This window comes from Acidisarcina polymorpha, assembly GCF_003330725.1.
GTDB classification, from domain to species: domain Bacteria; phylum Acidobacteriota; class Terriglobia; order Terriglobales; family Acidobacteriaceae; genus Acidisarcina; species Acidisarcina polymorpha.
The window spans coordinates 2,249,681-2,263,675 of the sequence record NZ_CP030840.1; the positions used below are offsets into that span (position 1 = coordinate 2,249,681).

At 57.3% G+C, this 13,995-nt stretch carries 13 protein-coding genes; 9 read left to right on the forward strand and 4 right to left on the reverse strand.

Annotated features, from left to right (window positions below; translation table 11 throughout):
- Window positions 1–4: 4 nt before the first annotated feature.
- Together ACPOL_RS09705 and ACPOL_RS09710 are read right to left on the reverse strand one after the other, a co-directional pair.
- On the reverse strand, window positions 5–997 hold the full coding sequence (locus ACPOL_RS09705; RefSeq protein WP_114206886.1) for a hypothetical protein: 993 nt from the start codon (window positions 995–997) through the stop codon (window positions 5–7).
- A gap of 121 nt (window positions 998–1,118) precedes the next feature.
- On the reverse strand, window positions 1,119–1,478 hold the full coding sequence (locus tag ACPOL_RS09710; RefSeq protein ID WP_114206887.1) for a PadR family transcriptional regulator: 360 nt from the start codon (window positions 1,476–1,478) through the stop codon (window positions 1,119–1,121).
- Window positions 1,479–1,814: 336 nt separating this feature from the next.
- On the opposite strand from ACPOL_RS09710, the gene ACPOL_RS09715 reads away from it, so the two are divergent.
- From ACPOL_RS09715 to ACPOL_RS09750, 7 genes are all read left to right on the forward strand, one after another.
- Complete coding sequence (locus ACPOL_RS09715) at window positions 1,815–2,756, forward strand: ABC transporter ATP-binding protein (RefSeq protein ID WP_114206888.1); 942 nt, start codon at window positions 1,815–1,817, stop codon at window positions 2,754–2,756.
- Window positions 2,757–2,901: 145 nt separating this feature from the next.
- Window positions 2,902–3,699, forward strand: a complete 798-nt coding sequence (locus ACPOL_RS09720; RefSeq protein WP_114206889.1) for a serine--tRNA ligase — start codon at window positions 2,902–2,904, stop codon at window positions 3,697–3,699.
- A gap of 206 nt (window positions 3,700–3,905) precedes the next feature.
- Window positions 3,906–4,964 carry a hypothetical protein gene (locus ACPOL_RS09725; RefSeq protein WP_114206890.1) on the forward strand — a complete coding sequence of 353 codons (1,059 nt, stop codon included), beginning with the start codon at window positions 3,906–3,908 and terminating at the stop codon, window positions 4,962–4,964.
- 256 nt (window positions 4,965–5,220) lie between these two features.
- A complete protein-coding gene (locus ACPOL_RS09735) occupies window positions 5,221–6,033 on the forward strand; it encodes an ABC transporter permease (protein WP_114206892.1) in 813 nt (270 codons plus the stop codon).
- Between the two features lie 164 nt (window positions 6,034–6,197).
- Window positions 6,198–7,280, forward strand: a complete 1,083-nt coding sequence (locus ACPOL_RS09740) for a sensor histidine kinase (protein ID WP_114206893.1) — start codon at window positions 6,198–6,200, stop codon at window positions 7,278–7,280.
- Window positions 7,280–7,912 carry a response regulator transcription factor gene (locus tag ACPOL_RS09745; RefSeq protein WP_114206894.1) on the forward strand — a complete coding sequence of 211 codons (633 nt, stop codon included), beginning with the start codon at window positions 7,280–7,282 and terminating at the stop codon, window positions 7,910–7,912. The genes ACPOL_RS09740 and ACPOL_RS09745 overlap by 1 nt, the downstream gene beginning before the upstream one ends.
- Window positions 7,913–8,808: 896 nt before the next feature.
- Entirely contained in the window at window positions 8,809–10,113 is a 1,305-nt protein-coding gene (locus ACPOL_RS09750) for a glycosyltransferase (RefSeq protein WP_114206895.1), read from the forward strand.
- A 146-nt stretch (window positions 10,114–10,259) separates the two neighbouring features.
- Here ACPOL_RS09750 and ACPOL_RS09755 read toward each other — a convergent pair whose 3' ends face one another.
- Window positions 10,260–10,694, reverse strand: a complete 435-nt coding sequence (locus tag ACPOL_RS09755; RefSeq protein WP_114206896.1) for a PilZ domain-containing protein — start codon at window positions 10,692–10,694, stop codon at window positions 10,260–10,262.
- 55 nt (window positions 10,695–10,749) lie between these two features.
- On the reverse strand, window positions 10,750–11,412 hold the full coding sequence (locus tag ACPOL_RS36135; protein WP_114206897.1) for a PilZ domain-containing protein: 663 nt from the start codon (window positions 11,410–11,412) through the stop codon (window positions 10,750–10,752).
- 176 nt (window positions 11,413–11,588) lie between these two features.
- On the opposite strand from ACPOL_RS36135, the gene ychF reads away from it, so the two are divergent.
- Both ychF and ald read left to right on the forward strand, forming a co-directional pair.
- Window positions 11,589–12,674 carry a redox-regulated ATPase YchF gene (gene ychF / locus ACPOL_RS09765; protein WP_114206898.1) on the forward strand — a complete coding sequence of 362 codons (1,086 nt, stop codon included), beginning with the start codon at window positions 11,589–11,591 and terminating at the stop codon, window positions 12,672–12,674.
- Between the two features lie 84 nt (window positions 12,675–12,758).
- The gene (gene ald, locus ACPOL_RS09770; protein ID WP_114206899.1) at window positions 12,759–13,874 is read left to right on the forward strand and encodes an alanine dehydrogenase; all 1,116 of its coding nucleotides are present in this window, start codon (window positions 12,759–12,761) and stop codon (window positions 13,872–13,874) included.
- The last annotated feature ends 121 nt before the right edge of the window (window positions 13,875–13,995 follow it).

The window sequence follows — 13,995 nt, forward strand, 5'->3', positions numbered from 1 at the left end:
TCGACTAAGACCGGTCGAGTGATTGTGAGTTGGCACGCTTCAACCGGGTAATGCGGTAGGCATCGAAGGCGACGACGATCGCACCAAGAGTGACGACAAGCGGCAGGCTTCGAGCCGCCCAGGTATTGATAGCGGCAGCTACTTGCGTCGTCGTTTGATAGCGGAGATTCGGGAGACGGATGTCCGCGAGGATGTTGGCCTTGCACAACCACGCAGCCAGCGCCCATCCGAGAGCGTCACTCACCAGCCGCACGCCGGCGCGGAATCGAGTCCAGTAGGGATGAAAGAGATTGACGGCAGAAAGAACCAAACTGCCGGCGAGCAACAATCCAAAGCCCCAGAAGAAATATCCCCACGCTGGAGCTAACGTGATCTGGGCTTGAGCGTTGTTCACGATCGCCGGAGACGACATGGCTGCCATCCACCAAAGACCGACGACGATCAAGGCCACGACTTCGGCGATCGAAGAGGACCGCTTGATCCGGTTGAAGTCGTAGAGCGGAGGTAGTTTGCGCGGATCCCATTCTTCGAGAAAGTGCGACCTGAGATGATATTGCTCGATAATTGCAAAAAACACCGTGACCGCCGCGAAGGTGTATACGGTTGTCAGCCAGATGGTGCGCAGCGTCTCGGCAATGAGCGTCCCGAGACTCATCGGGTGATGAGACGGAGCAAAGGTGAAGATACAAATGGCGGCAAGTAGCCAGCCGAGGAAATAAAAGATCCAAGCCATCTTCAGGACCCGTGAATACATCGGGAAGATAAGGGGTCCGATCAAGTGCCGTTGGGGAAGATAGCGGCTAGCCACTAAAATCGGGTTTCCGCGTTCGAGAAGGATGGCTTGAAGTTCGAGCTCTGTCAGTGGGTGGCCGAGCTGCGCGGTTTGCTCCTCGATCTGTGAATCGATGGCCTCCGATAGTTCCGCGATAATGTCCTGCTTTTGAGCCTTGGGCAGCCAAAATCGAACGGCCTGTAAATAACGATCGATGATTTCCATGACTTTTCCTTTTGAATTCGAGAAGATGCTGTTGCTCCAATTGCGCCAATGAAGTGTTCTGCGAGCTTGTCGAAGACTCTCACCTAGCTCGGTCGTGAAGTGGTGGCTGGTTTTCAGGTGCCTATTCCTCGCCGACAATCTTGCCTAACGACGCGTTGATTGCTCGCCACTCTTTGAGCAGCAGTTTTAAAACTTGCCTGCCGTCATCCGATAACTGATAGAAACGCTTATTGCGTTTGCCTTCTTCCCGCCACTGGCTGCTGAGCAGGCCTTGAGTCTCCAGCCTCCTGAGCAAGGGGTAGAGCGTGCTCTCGTCGATATCCAGGCCATCTTCGGCGAGAGCTTTGCGCAAGGTGTACCCATAGCGCTCTGTCCTTAGCTGGGCCAGCACGGCGAGAATCAAGGATCCCCGGCGCAGTTCGAACCGCAGGTTTTCGTAGATTTCCGTAATCTTGTCGCTGCCGCCTTCACTGTTTTCCATATGGTGTACTTTACACACTGTATATAGAACAGTGTACGATGTCAAGTCTTTCCTCCTGCTGGACAGACGCCAGGCTCTACTCTGAGGCTGAAGCCGACCTTGTCTTGCTGGCTTAGGAAAGGTTGAAGCGGTGCCCTTTCAAGCGCTGGACTGATTCGGGGCTTCTTTCAGTCAGTTGAAGGCATGACCCAGACTGAGTTAGCACTCCGCCACTCATCACCCACTCGCCTCGTATGCGCACATATGACATTTGTCATCTTTTCCCTGTGACCTTCTGCACTACCTTCTTGGTTTGTGTTGCTGCATTGTTGTAGCTGTCAATCGGAGGCGTGAGTGATGGCGACGGCGATAGAGATTGCTGGCGGATTCCAAAGCAGGGTTCCCAATCGAAGCTTTGCCGGCGGCGCGGCGGTTGCGCGCGTGGCTGGGGTGAGCAAGAGCTATGGGAGCGTTCAGGCGCTGCGCGAAGTGGAGCTCTCGATCCACGCAGGTGAAGTCGTGGCGCTGCTGGGGCCGAATGGCGCTGGCAAGTCGACGCTGGTGAAGCTGCTGCTGGGACTCGCTTCTCCAACGCTGGGACGGGTCTCGGTCTTTGGTGGAGATCCGAAAGATACGGTGACGCGAGAGCGCGTCGGCTCGATGATGCAAGTCGGTGGAGTGCCCGCGACGATGAAAGTCCGGGAGCATATCGACTTATTCTCAAGTTACTATCCGAAGCCTCTTTTGATGACGGATGTTATCGAGTTAGCCGGGTTGCAGGGGATCGAGCAACGGCAGTTCGGCGAGCTGTCGGGTGGACAAAAGCAGCGGGTCTTGTTCGCACTCGCGCTGTGTGGCGATCCCGATCTGCTTTTCCTCGACGAACCTACAGTGGGCCTGGATGTGGAGGCGCGGCGTGGTTTCTGGGACCAGATTCGCCGCCTGGCGGCGCGCGGCAAGACGGTGCTGCTGACGACCCATTACCTCGAAGAGGCCGATGCGCTGGCCGACCGGGTGGTGGTGATCAACAAGGGTTCTATCGTCGCTGAGGGTACGCCCGCGAGCATCAAGGCGAGCACGGCGGGGAAGAAGATCCGCGTGGTCACGCGGATGACGCTGAGCTCGATCGAGCGCATGGCTGGCGTGGTGAGCGTGAGCTACGATCGGGAGGCAGTCGAGATACAGACGTCGGCGGCGGAGGCGACCTTGCGGGAGTTACTGGCTGCCGATGGTGAGGTATCCGGTTTGGAGGTAAGCAATGCCGGGATTGAAGAGGCTTTTCTGGCGTTGACGAAGTAGGGCGTCTGCGAGCAGCGATCCCGACATCGCCAAAATGGGACAGCTCGCGAATAAATCCCGAAAGGGGACGCTACCCGAGAAAACCGTTGCCCTCTCTATAGAGTTGCAGCGCCATCTGAGAGCAGGATTTCTTAGAGGGAAATTCATGAGCGACTTCGAGGCGACTTATAGCAATCGCAGGGAAGTAGAAGTCGCTGGTCCGGAAGCCGGCGCCAGCGTGGAGAAGGTCCGGGACATACTCTTCGGATCGCAGATCAAGCAGTTCGAAACCCGCTTCAACCGGTTGGAAGAGAATCTACGGCGAGAGACGGTGGAACTGAAGGAGACGATGCGCCGCCGTTTCGAGTCCGTCGAAGGTTTTTTCAAGAGCGAGACCGAAGCACTGGCTACGCGTTTGCGAGCGGAGCGGGACGAACGGGCCAGCGCTTGCCAGACGATCGATCAGGATCTCAAAGCTACACACGATGCGATTGGTCGCCAGATCCATGCACTGGATGCGGCGACGGCCGAAGCGCAAAGCGGGCTGCGGCTGGAGTTGATGGCGGAGTCGCGAAAGCTGCTCGATGAAATCGCGGAAAGAAACGAAAGCGTTCGCACCTTGATCGAACACCGAATCGCCGAGCTGCGCTACCAGAAGGCGGACCGTGCGCTGCTCTCGACTTTATTGACGGACCTCGGAGCTCAGTTGAGCGACGATAGCCAGATCGCCAGAGCAGTGGCGGAGCTCGCAACTGGAGAGAATTTCTCGACGGCCTCGGCCAGGAGCGAAACAGAAGGCGCGTCGCTGGCGTCGACCCAGCGGGCACTTGCCGCTGCTTCGATTCCCCCGCATATCGCCGCCAAGGTGACCTCCAGAAAAGAGCCTAGAGAGATGGCGGAGGGCAAAGGACGTTCGGCCCCCCGGGTTGCGGCGAATCGGGCCACGAATGGACAGTTGCACTAACCGGATCGTTTCAGCAGAAGTACAGCTACTGTATACGGCACATGGAACCAACTGTACTTCTGCTTGAGAGGCCGGGATGAGATCGAAGAGGTTTCAGGTCGTCCGAACCTGAGGTAGATCTCATGCGCTGATTCGCTCCCGAACGTGAGAGCAAGCAGCAGTCTTTTCATACGCACGACTGGAAGTTGGCGAAGGGAGCCGGAGTGATGAGCAGCCCAACAGAAGAGCCGGGACTGGCGTATCCAGAGGGGGATCTTCGGGTGGATCTTGCTCGAGAAACGCCGGAAGTAAACGCCGGCTATGGAGCGGACGAGAATCTCGACCAGCTCCGATGGCTGTTACTCGCGCCGGAGCAGGAGCAGATCGAAGCCCTTCGTCACCGGCTCGACGATCCCAATCAAAAGACGGAGGAGCTAAGCAAATGTCTCGCTGAAGCCCTGACTCTCCGCCTCGCACGAGACCGCCAGTTGCACGTCATATTGCAGTCGCTGATCGAGGATGCGGTGGGCATAGCTGCGGTGCGCGACCCGCAGCGCGCGGTGGAGTGGCTCGCCCCAATCCTGGGGCGAGGGCTGCGGAAGGCGTTAACCGGTTCCCTTCGACGTAAACTCGGCTCCCTCAACCGATTACTGACGAGCACGCTTACGCTCGAAGGTTGGAGGTGGAGGTTGATTGCACGGCGCAGCGGCGATCCCTGCAGCGTGGTGGCGTTGACTCGAAGCCGCCATTATCGGGTCGATCAGGTCTTTCTGATTCACCGTAAGACAGGCCGGCTGCTAGGAGAGGCGGACGAGCCTGTCGCCCGTCAAGTGGAGCTGCTTTCGGCGATTCAGACGTCGAGCCGTGACTCAGCGCGTTCTTACGCGGGAGAGACCAGCGGCGACCCGGACTCGACGGAAGTACTGAAGATTGGCGAGCAAAAGCTGTGGCTACGTCATGGCCCTCTGGCGACGCTCGCAGTAATGGTTAGCGGAAATCCCCCGGCGGCGTTTGGAGAGTTGCTGGAGAGCGAGAGCAGGGTGATTCACCAAGCCTATGGCCCCGAGTTGGAAGAGTTCGATGGCGACCCGGAACCGGTATCCGGGGCAACGGCGCACTTGCGGGGATGGCTGACGCTCGGACGGCGAAGAGTCGATGCCCGAACCTCCTACACCGCGCTATGGGCCCTCACGCTGATGATCGCGGCGGCGGCCGGAGCGTTGACAATAGGGCGAATTCGCAGCGATCTGCGTTGGGAACATTATGTCGCCCAGTTGCGAAAATGAAACGGGGATCGTGGTGATTGAGGCAGACCGAAATTGGTTGAGCTACTCGATTCACGGCTTGCGCGATCCGATGGCGGCCGATCCGCGGTCATTGTTGTCGGCGTCCGGAATCTCTGAGCGCGATGTATCCGAGAAGTGGGAGCCCTACTTGTCCCTCGATCCACGCTTTGCATCAGCACGACGACTCGCAATCCAGGAAAGCCAGTCGCAACCAGGGATTCAAGATATACGCATTCAGAGGTGAAAAGGAGAAAGCATGTCGAGCTCGGTTGTGATTGCGCCGCGGGAAGGAAAGCGTTCGTTTGACAAGGTGGTTGGGATTTACTGGAAGGAAGCCAAATACGAGTTCCTCAAGTATTGGCGGATGCCGGTTTATTCGCTCTCGGTCATCTTGTTTCCTGCCATGTTCTATACACTCTTTGGACTGATCCTGAACCGCGACTTATCCGGCGGACATAAAGAGGCTGCGACCTATCTGCTGGCTACTATGGGCTGCTATGGGGTGATCGGCGTTGCGCTGTTTGGATTTGGAGTGGGAGTGGCGATGGAGCGAGGCCAGGGATGGCTCCAGGTCAAGCGGGCCAGCCCGATGCCGGTAGCCGCTTATTTCACCGGCCGCGTGGCGATGTGCCTGATCTTCAGCCTTATTGTGTTCTTGATGCTCTTCACACTGGGAAGCTTGTTCGGCGGGGTCCACCTCACCGGCTTGCAAGTCATGGCATTGATGGCGACGCTGGTGCTGGGATCGATTCCTTTTTGCTCCTTCGGTCTGGCCATCGGCTACTTTGCCAGGCCCAATTCGGCGCCATCTATTGTCAACATGCTATATCTTCCGCTTTCTTTCTTTTCGGGACTTTGGATGCCAATCGGCGTGTTCCCCACCGTACTGCAGAAGGTGGCAGTGGCGCTTCCGCCTTATCATCTCGGACAGCTGGCATTGCACATGGTTGGTTTTCCTGGCCGTGGGGATGTTCATACTCACATCAATGTATTGATTGGGTTCGCTTTGATTTGCCTTGGTGCGGCGATGCTTGGCTTCCGGAGGGATGAAGGGAAGCTATATGGCTGAGTAAGTGCTTTTTCCGCAGAACAATTGCAAGAACGGGATGGTTCAGAAATAAAAGACGCAATTGGGTTCAGTCAGTTCAGCTTGCTTAACGGAGTGAACTGCAGTTTTGTAGGAGAAAGGCAATGACCCTGGGGTTATCCTAAAGCGGACAGGAGTATGCAGAGATGAGGTTAGTGCCCAAAAACAACGGCATGGGGTGGGCGACCTACGCGTTACTCGGCTACCTGGGGTTCTTCCTCATCGATCCGATCTTAGACCATGCTGGAGCGGTCACCTGGGTGTGGACCGGATTAGGTTTGCTGCTCTTCCTGGTGCTCTATTTCACGCTCTTTTGGCTCTGCGGATGGAAATCTGTGGTTTGCGCCTTTGCAGTGGCGCTATTAGGCGTCGCCTATCTGCCCTCGAACGGCGGGGCTTCGTGCTTTTTCATCTATGCCGCTTCATTCCTTGCTTTTGAAGAGAAGGCAGCTACATCGTTCAAATATATCGGCGGGATCGCCGCCCTGCTTGCCGTCGAGCTCTACATCCTCCATCGTCCGCCCGTGGCATGGTTTGTCGATATCGGGTTAGTGATAATGATCGGGCTGCTGAACGTTTATTTTTCTCAGCACGGCCGGGCCCAGAAAAAGCTGATTCGCGCTCAGGAGGAGATTGAGCATCTCGCGAAGATCGCAGAGCGGGAGCGAATTGCCCGCGATTTGCATGATGTTCTGGGTCATACGCTGTCGGTCATCGTGCTGAAGTCGGAATTGGCCTCGAAGCTGCTGGAGGTGGATCCGGGCAGAGCAAAGGCTGAGATGGTGGACGTTGAGCAGACGGCCCGGCACGCGCTGGCAGAGGTCCGGCAAGCAATCGGCGGATACCGTTCAAATGGATTGACGGCAGAGTTGGCGCAGGCGCGAGCAACTCTGGAAACGGCGGGGATCAAGGTTGAGTGTGAACAGACTCCGGTAACTCTGCCTGCGACGCAGGAGAGTGTCCTATCGCTGGCGGTACGTGAAGCGGTCACCAACGTGGTGCGCCACGCAGACGCAGCGCGATGCCGCCTGGAGTTGCGAGCCGCGGACGGGGTCTGCCGATTATCCATTCAGGACGACGGCCGTGGAGGCTCGCAGCAGGAAGGCAATGGACTAACGGGCATGCGTGAGCGGGTCGAGGCGTTAGGGGGAACGCTGCGCCGCGAAACGAAAGGTGGCACCCGGCTCCACATTACCGTGCCTTTAGGAACCGAGGCCGGCCACGCGTGATGACGAGTGAGAGTGGCGGCAGGTCGGCTGGCATTCGGGTGGTGCTTGCCGAAGACCAGGCAATGGTGCTCGGTGCTCTCGCCGCGCTGCTCGAGATGGCCGGCGGGATCTCGGTGGTGGGAAGGGCACAAAATGGGAGCGATGCCCTGACTAAGGTCCTGTCGTTAAAGCCGGATGTTTTTATAACCGACATAGAGATGCCGGAGATGTCGGGACTTGACGTCGCGGCGGAGTTACAGCGTAGAAAAATTCGAACCAAAGTGATCATCGTGACTACGTTCGCCCGCAGCGGTTATCTGCGCCGGGCGCTCGATGCCGGGGCGGCCGGTTACCTACTGAAGGACAAACCCGCGGAGAAATTGGCAGAGGCTGTGCGCCAGGTGCATCGCGGTCTACGGGTCATCGATCCGGAGTTAGCCGCGGAGTCGTGGGGGATGGCCGATCCGCTGACCGATCGCGAACGCCAGACGCTGCGAATGGCAGCCGAGGGTGCGACCAGCGGGGATATTGCAGCGAAGCTGAATCTCTCTGAGGGTACGGTGCGCAATTACTTATCCGAGGCGATCAATAAACTAGGAGCTTCGAATCGGATCGAGGCAGCCAGGATCGCCAGAGCCCAAGGCTGGCTGTGAAGGAACCGATGGTCGGCCGATGGCTGGCAGGGTCATCATTAAGCAATTTGTTTAGACAACCAATCAATATAGATTTTCCTGCCTTAGTACATGAGGGCGCCACGCCGAGCGCCGGTTCACTGCCAAGTTGAGAACTATCTTTGAGGATTCCTTGCTTGCCTTGAAAAGGGATATCATGCCTTAGGACATCAGCGGTGCGGAGAATGGTGTTAGCTCCCGCGAACTTGCCCCACTCTTGACATCACGCGGCGGTCCGCATGTTCATGCTTCACCGCTTGCGCAAGGCGATGCAGAACGGCTCCATCATGAGCTGGCTGGCCACCTCAGCGATGGTGTTGAAGCTGACGAAATCATTGGCGGTAAGGCACCTAACATGTCCGAACTAATTTCGCCTGGCCGCGTTACGGAAGCCAGACGATCCTAGCTCGATCTGAAGCGCATATGTACGAGACTTTCTTTGGCCCATTTGTCGTCGCTGCAGGCACGTCGTCACAGAAAAACGATGTCGGCTCCAGTGTGCAAGGTTGTGAAATGCACTCGTCACAGCATAAGGTTATGGCAGTCGCTCAAGCCTGTTAATTTGTTTTTTTATGTGCGAGTTATGGAATGCGACCGTGTTGCGGGATCGGCAGCGCCCGCCGCGTACACCCCCATCGTATTGACCACCGGTAATGTAGCGCCTTGGATTGTAACTAAGTGAGTGGAAGTATTCCTGGATAACTGCGCCGACTATCGCCTTTTGCCATCCGGAGGAGTCTTTTAGAGAGATGCTTAGGAATAAAAGTGACGCCTCTGCATTGTTGAGTGTAGGTCACAGCGCTTCGTGGGGCCGGTCTAAATATCTTGCGTCGGACCGAACGTCAAGAAGCGACGGTGTGAACGAAAGGGGAGGAACTATGAAAATAGGCTTTGTGAGTATGCCTCTATCGGGACACTTAAATCCTATGACTGCGCTTGCACGCAAACTGCAGTCGCGTGGGAATGAAGTGGTGATGATTGGCGTTCCGGATGTCGAACCGTTCGCCCGCGCGGCCGGGATCGAGTTCGTTCCTTTCTGCGAAGCCGAGTATCCCTTGGGGTCCACTGCTGTGGCCTGGGGCGAGGTGGCAAAGCGGCATGGGTTCGACGTCGTTGAATACACTACTCGCCATTTAAATCCTGGCCTCATTAGTGCCGGGTTGAAGCACCTGCCTGGAAAACTCGTGGAGACGGGCGTCGAGGCGATGATATTCGACACCGTTTGCTTTTACATGGAGTTTGTCCCGATGAGCATGAACATCCCTTATGTGCACATTTGGAATATCCTTCACGTCGACTTCTCCGCGACTACCCCACCGTGCTTTTTCAGTTCACCGTATGAGACTGGCGGGAAAGCTATCGCCAAGAACGCGGAGGCCTTGCAATCGGTGGGCGGAATTTGGGAGCCGATGGTGCAGGCGGCCATGCCCTACGCGGAGAGGTGGGCACTGGAGGTCGACTGGCATGTTCCCGGTGCAACGATGTCGAAACTCGCTGTGGTGACACAAACTCCCGCGGAGTTCGACTTTCCCGGAATCCCGTGGCCTGCCCAGTTCCATTATGCAGGCCCCTTTCATGACGACCAGGGGCGGGAGCCGATCTCGTTTCCATGGGAAAGGCTCACTGGTGCGCCGCTCATTTATGCTTCGCTGGGAACGCTGGTGAATGGTCTCGACCAGGTGTACATTGCCATCCTGAAAGCGGCTGAGAAACTAACAGATTTCCAGGTTGTGCTTTCGATCGGAAAGAATGTCAGTATCGAGAATCTGGGAGAGATTCCTTCGAATGTGATTGTCGTTCGGGTGGCCCCGCAGATCGAGTTGCTGAAGCGGGCAGCACTTTGCATCACCCATGCAGGGCTGAATACGGCGCTTGAGTCGCTTGGACAGGGAGTGCCGATGGTGGCGATCCCGATCGGCTATGACCAGCCTGGTGTCGCGAGCCGAATTGCATACCACGGCGTAGGTGAATTTCTTGAGATAGAAGATCTGACGGTAGAAAATCTGCTGGAGTTAAGCCGAAGGGTGATGGGAAATCCCAGCTATCGTGAGAAGGCCGCGTATTTCCAATCGGTCATCGCAGAGACACATGGCTTGGATGTGGCAGCCAGCGTGATCGAACAAGCGCTGCGAAGCAACCAGACAGAATCATCAGAAGACAAGCAAGTATTGTCGATGGCCTGAGGTGCTGGTGCTGGGCAAAGGCAGCCACAAACCGAAGCGAGCAGGGGAGATCGGCAAGCTGACCGGGTGGTTGAGGATGCCCAGCATGTCGTTGGAACCGTATCATGGGAACCGTACCATCGCATCATCCATTCATGGGGTTCGCGTCACACGGCCGGAGTAGGAATCCGTGACTCGAGCTTTTGGATCAGCGCCATGAGATCGCTGGGGGCCCGGCTTTCGGCCGCCAAGAACAGGATTTCGAAGCCGACTCCAACCCCGGCCCGGATTACTTTCACCTCAGCGACTGCTTTGAAGCTGCGATCGTTGATGGTGAAGCAGAGTTCTGCGGCGCATCCAACATCGAGGCGAAGGCGGGCACGGGTTTCGATGTAGCAGCCGGTCTGGCTCAAGTCCTTGATGCGGCCGCGGAACATCAAGCTGGCATTGTCGATGACGACTTCGGCAAACCCATCGCATTCGGCGCGCTCATGTTTCCTCCGGTCCTTGCCCCGCGGTTCGGCAGGGGGCACGATGACTGGCGCTGCTTCCGGCTTTTTCTTGGAGGGCTTCTTCGTCTTTGCTTTCTTCGCCTCACTCATGGGCACATCCCCTTTCCTGGCATCGGCATTTCATTCGGCGCTCTCGACAAGTGGTCTATCGGCAAATGGGAGCCCAGCGCGAATTTGTGGTTAGGAACGGACCCTGCTTACGGAAGACGCCAGGAGGCGTGGTTGCCGACTCTTCCCGGCACGTACGGCTGCTCTGACTCCTTGAGCCCGGTTCTTTGTGCCAGGCCTTTGTGCCCCGCCTTCGTGATGTGGGTCGCCGTACCCTGGCTCTTTGCGTCTGGGCTCTACGGAAACCCGTCCTTTCGTGCGCGGCCTCTCGATTGCATCGGCTAAGAATAGAGGCGCGAGGTCCCATGGTGTGCCTTGCATCGCCGGGGCTTGGCGTGGCAGCAACCTTCTGGATCAACGCCAGGTGGGCACTTCGTATCTCCGGACCGCTGGCCAGGAATTCAAAAGCCACCCCAGATTCAGGGCGCACGAGCATCACTCGCGCAGCGGTGGTGAAAGAGTCGCCGTCTACGGAGAGGCAGAGCCGTACCGCCGCGTTACGCTCGAGGGCGGGCACCGCCGAGCCTATGGCGATGTAGCATCCGTTTAGGCTAAGATCCTCCATTTTCCCGAGATAGCGGTAGCCTGAAGGCGAGACGATCATTTCGGCGACGACGGCACAGGGGAAACGCCGGTATTTTCTTCGTTCGTAACTGCTCTTTGCAATGGCGATTGGTTCAATTCTGCTGGCCTGGCCCATGACCTGCCTCGTTGTCTCAGTGAAACTCCAGAATTGGCTTCGCCTGTATCAGGGTGGCCCATGCCCGGTTTATCGGCCTTTCACCCTGGAGCGCGAGGCGCCTTGGAAATTCGGCCTCGGCCCCGCTGGTAGAATCAGGAATTGGCGTCTACCCCGAATTTACACTCAGGAAAGTCATGAAAACCGGCATCATCGGCCTGCCCCAGGTCGGCAAAACATCTCTGTTCAAGATCCTCACCAAAGCCAAGCTCGACGAGCGCGCCTATTCGAATCCGCGCGAGGCCCATTTGGGCGTGGCCAAGGTGCCCGATGAGCGATTAGACCAATTGTCGGCGCTGTACGACCCGAAGCGGATCATGTACGCCTCGGTCGAGTACGCCGACGTGGCGGCGATTGGCCAGGAGGCCCTGAGAGAATCGGCCTTCTTGAGCAGCCTGCGCAATGTAGACGCATTGATCCATGTATTGCGGGCCTTTGATGAAGACTCGATTCCGCATGTGGGGCCCATCGATCCGCTGCGGGACATTAAGAACGTCGATTTCGACTTGATTATCTCCGACCTTTCGCAGGTGGAGAAGAGGGTCGAGCGGCTCGAAAAAGATTTGAAGAGCAAGCGCACTCCGGAGATCGAGAAGGAGCATGCTCTGCTGCTGCGAGCGAAGGAGTTTCTGGAATCGGAGAAGCCGCTGCGTGAGTTGGAGATGACCGCAGATGAGAAGAAGCTAATCCGCGGGTTTACATTCCTTTCCCAAAAACCGATTTTGTACGTGCTCAATATCTCCGAGAGCACCACGCTGGGCGTAGACCTCGATGCGGCGGTGGCGAAGTACAAGCTCGAAGAGGTCGCGTCGCGGCCAAATGCCGGGGCCACTGCGATCTGCGGCAAGGTCGAAGCAGAGCTCGCGGAGATGGACGATGACGAGGCTGCGGAGTTCCTCGGATCTTATGGTTTGACGGAGAGCGGGCTGCGAAGGCTGATTCGGAAATCCTACGAGCTGCTGGGGTTGATCAGCTTTTTCACGGTGGGCGAGGATGAGTGCCGTGCCTGGACGGTGCCCGTGAATAGCCGCGCGCAGGAAGCGGCGGGGGCGATCCATTCTGATCTCGAAAAGCATTTCATCCGGGCCGAGACAATCCATTGGGACACGCTGCTGGCTGCGGGCTCAGAAGCGGTGGCGCGAAGCCAGGGGACGCTTCGTCTCGAGGGCAAGGATTATCGCGTACAGGACGGAGATGTCATGCATATTCGTCATAGTGGTTAGGGACACATCGGATTTACTCCAACTCGCGATGACAGTTGCACCTGGACGTTGCAATCAAAGGTTTAGGTCAGGAGAGCGCGAAAGATGATTATCGGCGTACCCAAGGAAGTCAAAGACCATGAATCGCGGGTGGGAGTTACGCCCGCCGGCGTGAAGGCACTGGTCGAAACCGGCCACACTGTTCTGGTTGAGACCCAGGCGGGAGAGCTCTCGGCCTTCCCCGACGATGATTACCAGGGGGCTGGCGCCGAAATCGTCGGATCCGCCCACAATGTATGGGGACTTGCGGAGATGATCGTCAAGGTCAAGGAACCCATCCAAAAGGAATATGTCTTCTTCCGCGAAGGGCTGGTGCTTTTCACCTACCTTCACCTCGCTCCGTTGCAGGAGTTGACGCAGAATTTGCTGGACAAGAAGGTGATCGGGATCGCCTATGAGACGATCCGCGATAAGGCCGGCACCCTGCCTCTGCTGACGCCGATGTCGGAGGTGGCGGGCCGGATGTCGGTGCAGGTGGGTGCGACTTTTCTGCAGAAGGAGTATGGCGGACGCGGCGCATTGCTGGGAGGAGTCCCGGGTGTTCCGCCGGCGGATGTATGCATCATCGGCGGCGGCATCGTTGGCACAAACGCAGCAAAGATAGCTTTGGGCATGGGGGCGAAGGTCACCATCGTCGATGTGAATCTCAACCGGCTGCGAGATCTGGATGACATCTTCAATGGGCGGCTGTATACGCTGGCGTCGAATTCGTACAACGTGGCGAGAGCGGTGCAGCAGGCCGATCTCGTGATCGGCGGGGTGTTGATTCCAGGCGCAGCGGCGCCGAAGATCGTGACCGCAGAGATGGTCGCGAAGATGAAGAAGGGCGCAGTGATCGTCGACGTGGCGATCGACCAGGGTGGATGCATTGAGACGGCACGGCCGACGACGCATAGTGATCCCTCGTACCTGGTGAATGGCGTGGTGCACTACTGCGTGACCAACATGCCGGCAGCGGTGCCGAATACGTCGACGCTGGCATTGACTAACGCGACCTTCCCGTACGTCTTGAAATTGGCCCAGAATGGCGCGCGAGCCGCGATCGCACAGGACGGCGGCATCGCCGAAGGAGTCAATACGTGGCTGGGATCATTGACTTATGAGGGCGTCGCACGTTCGCAAGAGCGGGAGTTTACACCGGTGCGAGAGCTGATCTACTAACTCGGCCCTGTTAACAGATCTAGCCGGTTCGCTGCAACGTTTATCTGCGATCTCATGATGCCAAGCACTTACTTTGTTTGTTGCTTACTTTGTTTGTTGAGTGCTTAGTTGCCGGTCTTCT

Coding starts and splice junctions, on each gene's coding strand:
- ACPOL_RS09705 (WP_114206886.1), bottom strand. CDS start 997: ATGGAAATCATCGATCGTTATTTACAGGCCGTTCGATTTTGGCTGCCC.
- ACPOL_RS09710 (WP_114206887.1), bottom strand. CDS start 1,478: ATGGAAAACAGTGAAGGCGGCAGCGACAAGATTACGGAAATCTACGAA.
- ACPOL_RS09715 (WP_114206888.1), top strand. CDS start 1,815: ATGGCGACGGCGATAGAGATTGCTGGCGGATTCCAAAGCAGGGTTCCC.
- ACPOL_RS09720 (WP_114206889.1), top strand. CDS start 2,902: ATGAGCGACTTCGAGGCGACTTATAGCAATCGCAGGGAAGTAGAAGTC.
- ACPOL_RS09725 (WP_114206890.1), top strand. CDS start 3,906: ATGAGCAGCCCAACAGAAGAGCCGGGACTGGCGTATCCAGAGGGGGAT.
- ACPOL_RS09735 (WP_114206892.1), top strand. CDS start 5,221: ATGTCGAGCTCGGTTGTGATTGCGCCGCGGGAAGGAAAGCGTTCGTTT.
- ACPOL_RS09740 (WP_114206893.1), top strand. CDS start 6,198: ATGAGGTTAGTGCCCAAAAACAACGGCATGGGGTGGGCGACCTACGCG.
- ACPOL_RS09745 (WP_114206894.1), top strand. CDS start 7,280: ATGACGAGTGAGAGTGGCGGCAGGTCGGCTGGCATTCGGGTGGTGCTT.
- ACPOL_RS09750 (WP_114206895.1), top strand. CDS start 8,809: ATGAAAATAGGCTTTGTGAGTATGCCTCTATCGGGACACTTAAATCCT.
- ACPOL_RS09755 (WP_114206896.1), bottom strand. CDS start 10,694: ATGAGTGAGGCGAAGAAAGCAAAGACGAAGAAGCCCTCCAAGAAAAAG.
- ACPOL_RS36135 (WP_114206897.1), bottom strand. CDS start 11,412: ATGGGCCAGGCCAGCAGAATTGAACCAATCGCCATTGCAAAGAGCAGT.
- ychF (WP_114206898.1), top strand. CDS start 11,589: ATGAAAACCGGCATCATCGGCCTGCCCCAGGTCGGCAAAACATCTCTG.
- ald (WP_114206899.1), top strand. CDS start 12,759: ATGATTATCGGCGTACCCAAGGAAGTCAAAGACCATGAATCGCGGGTG.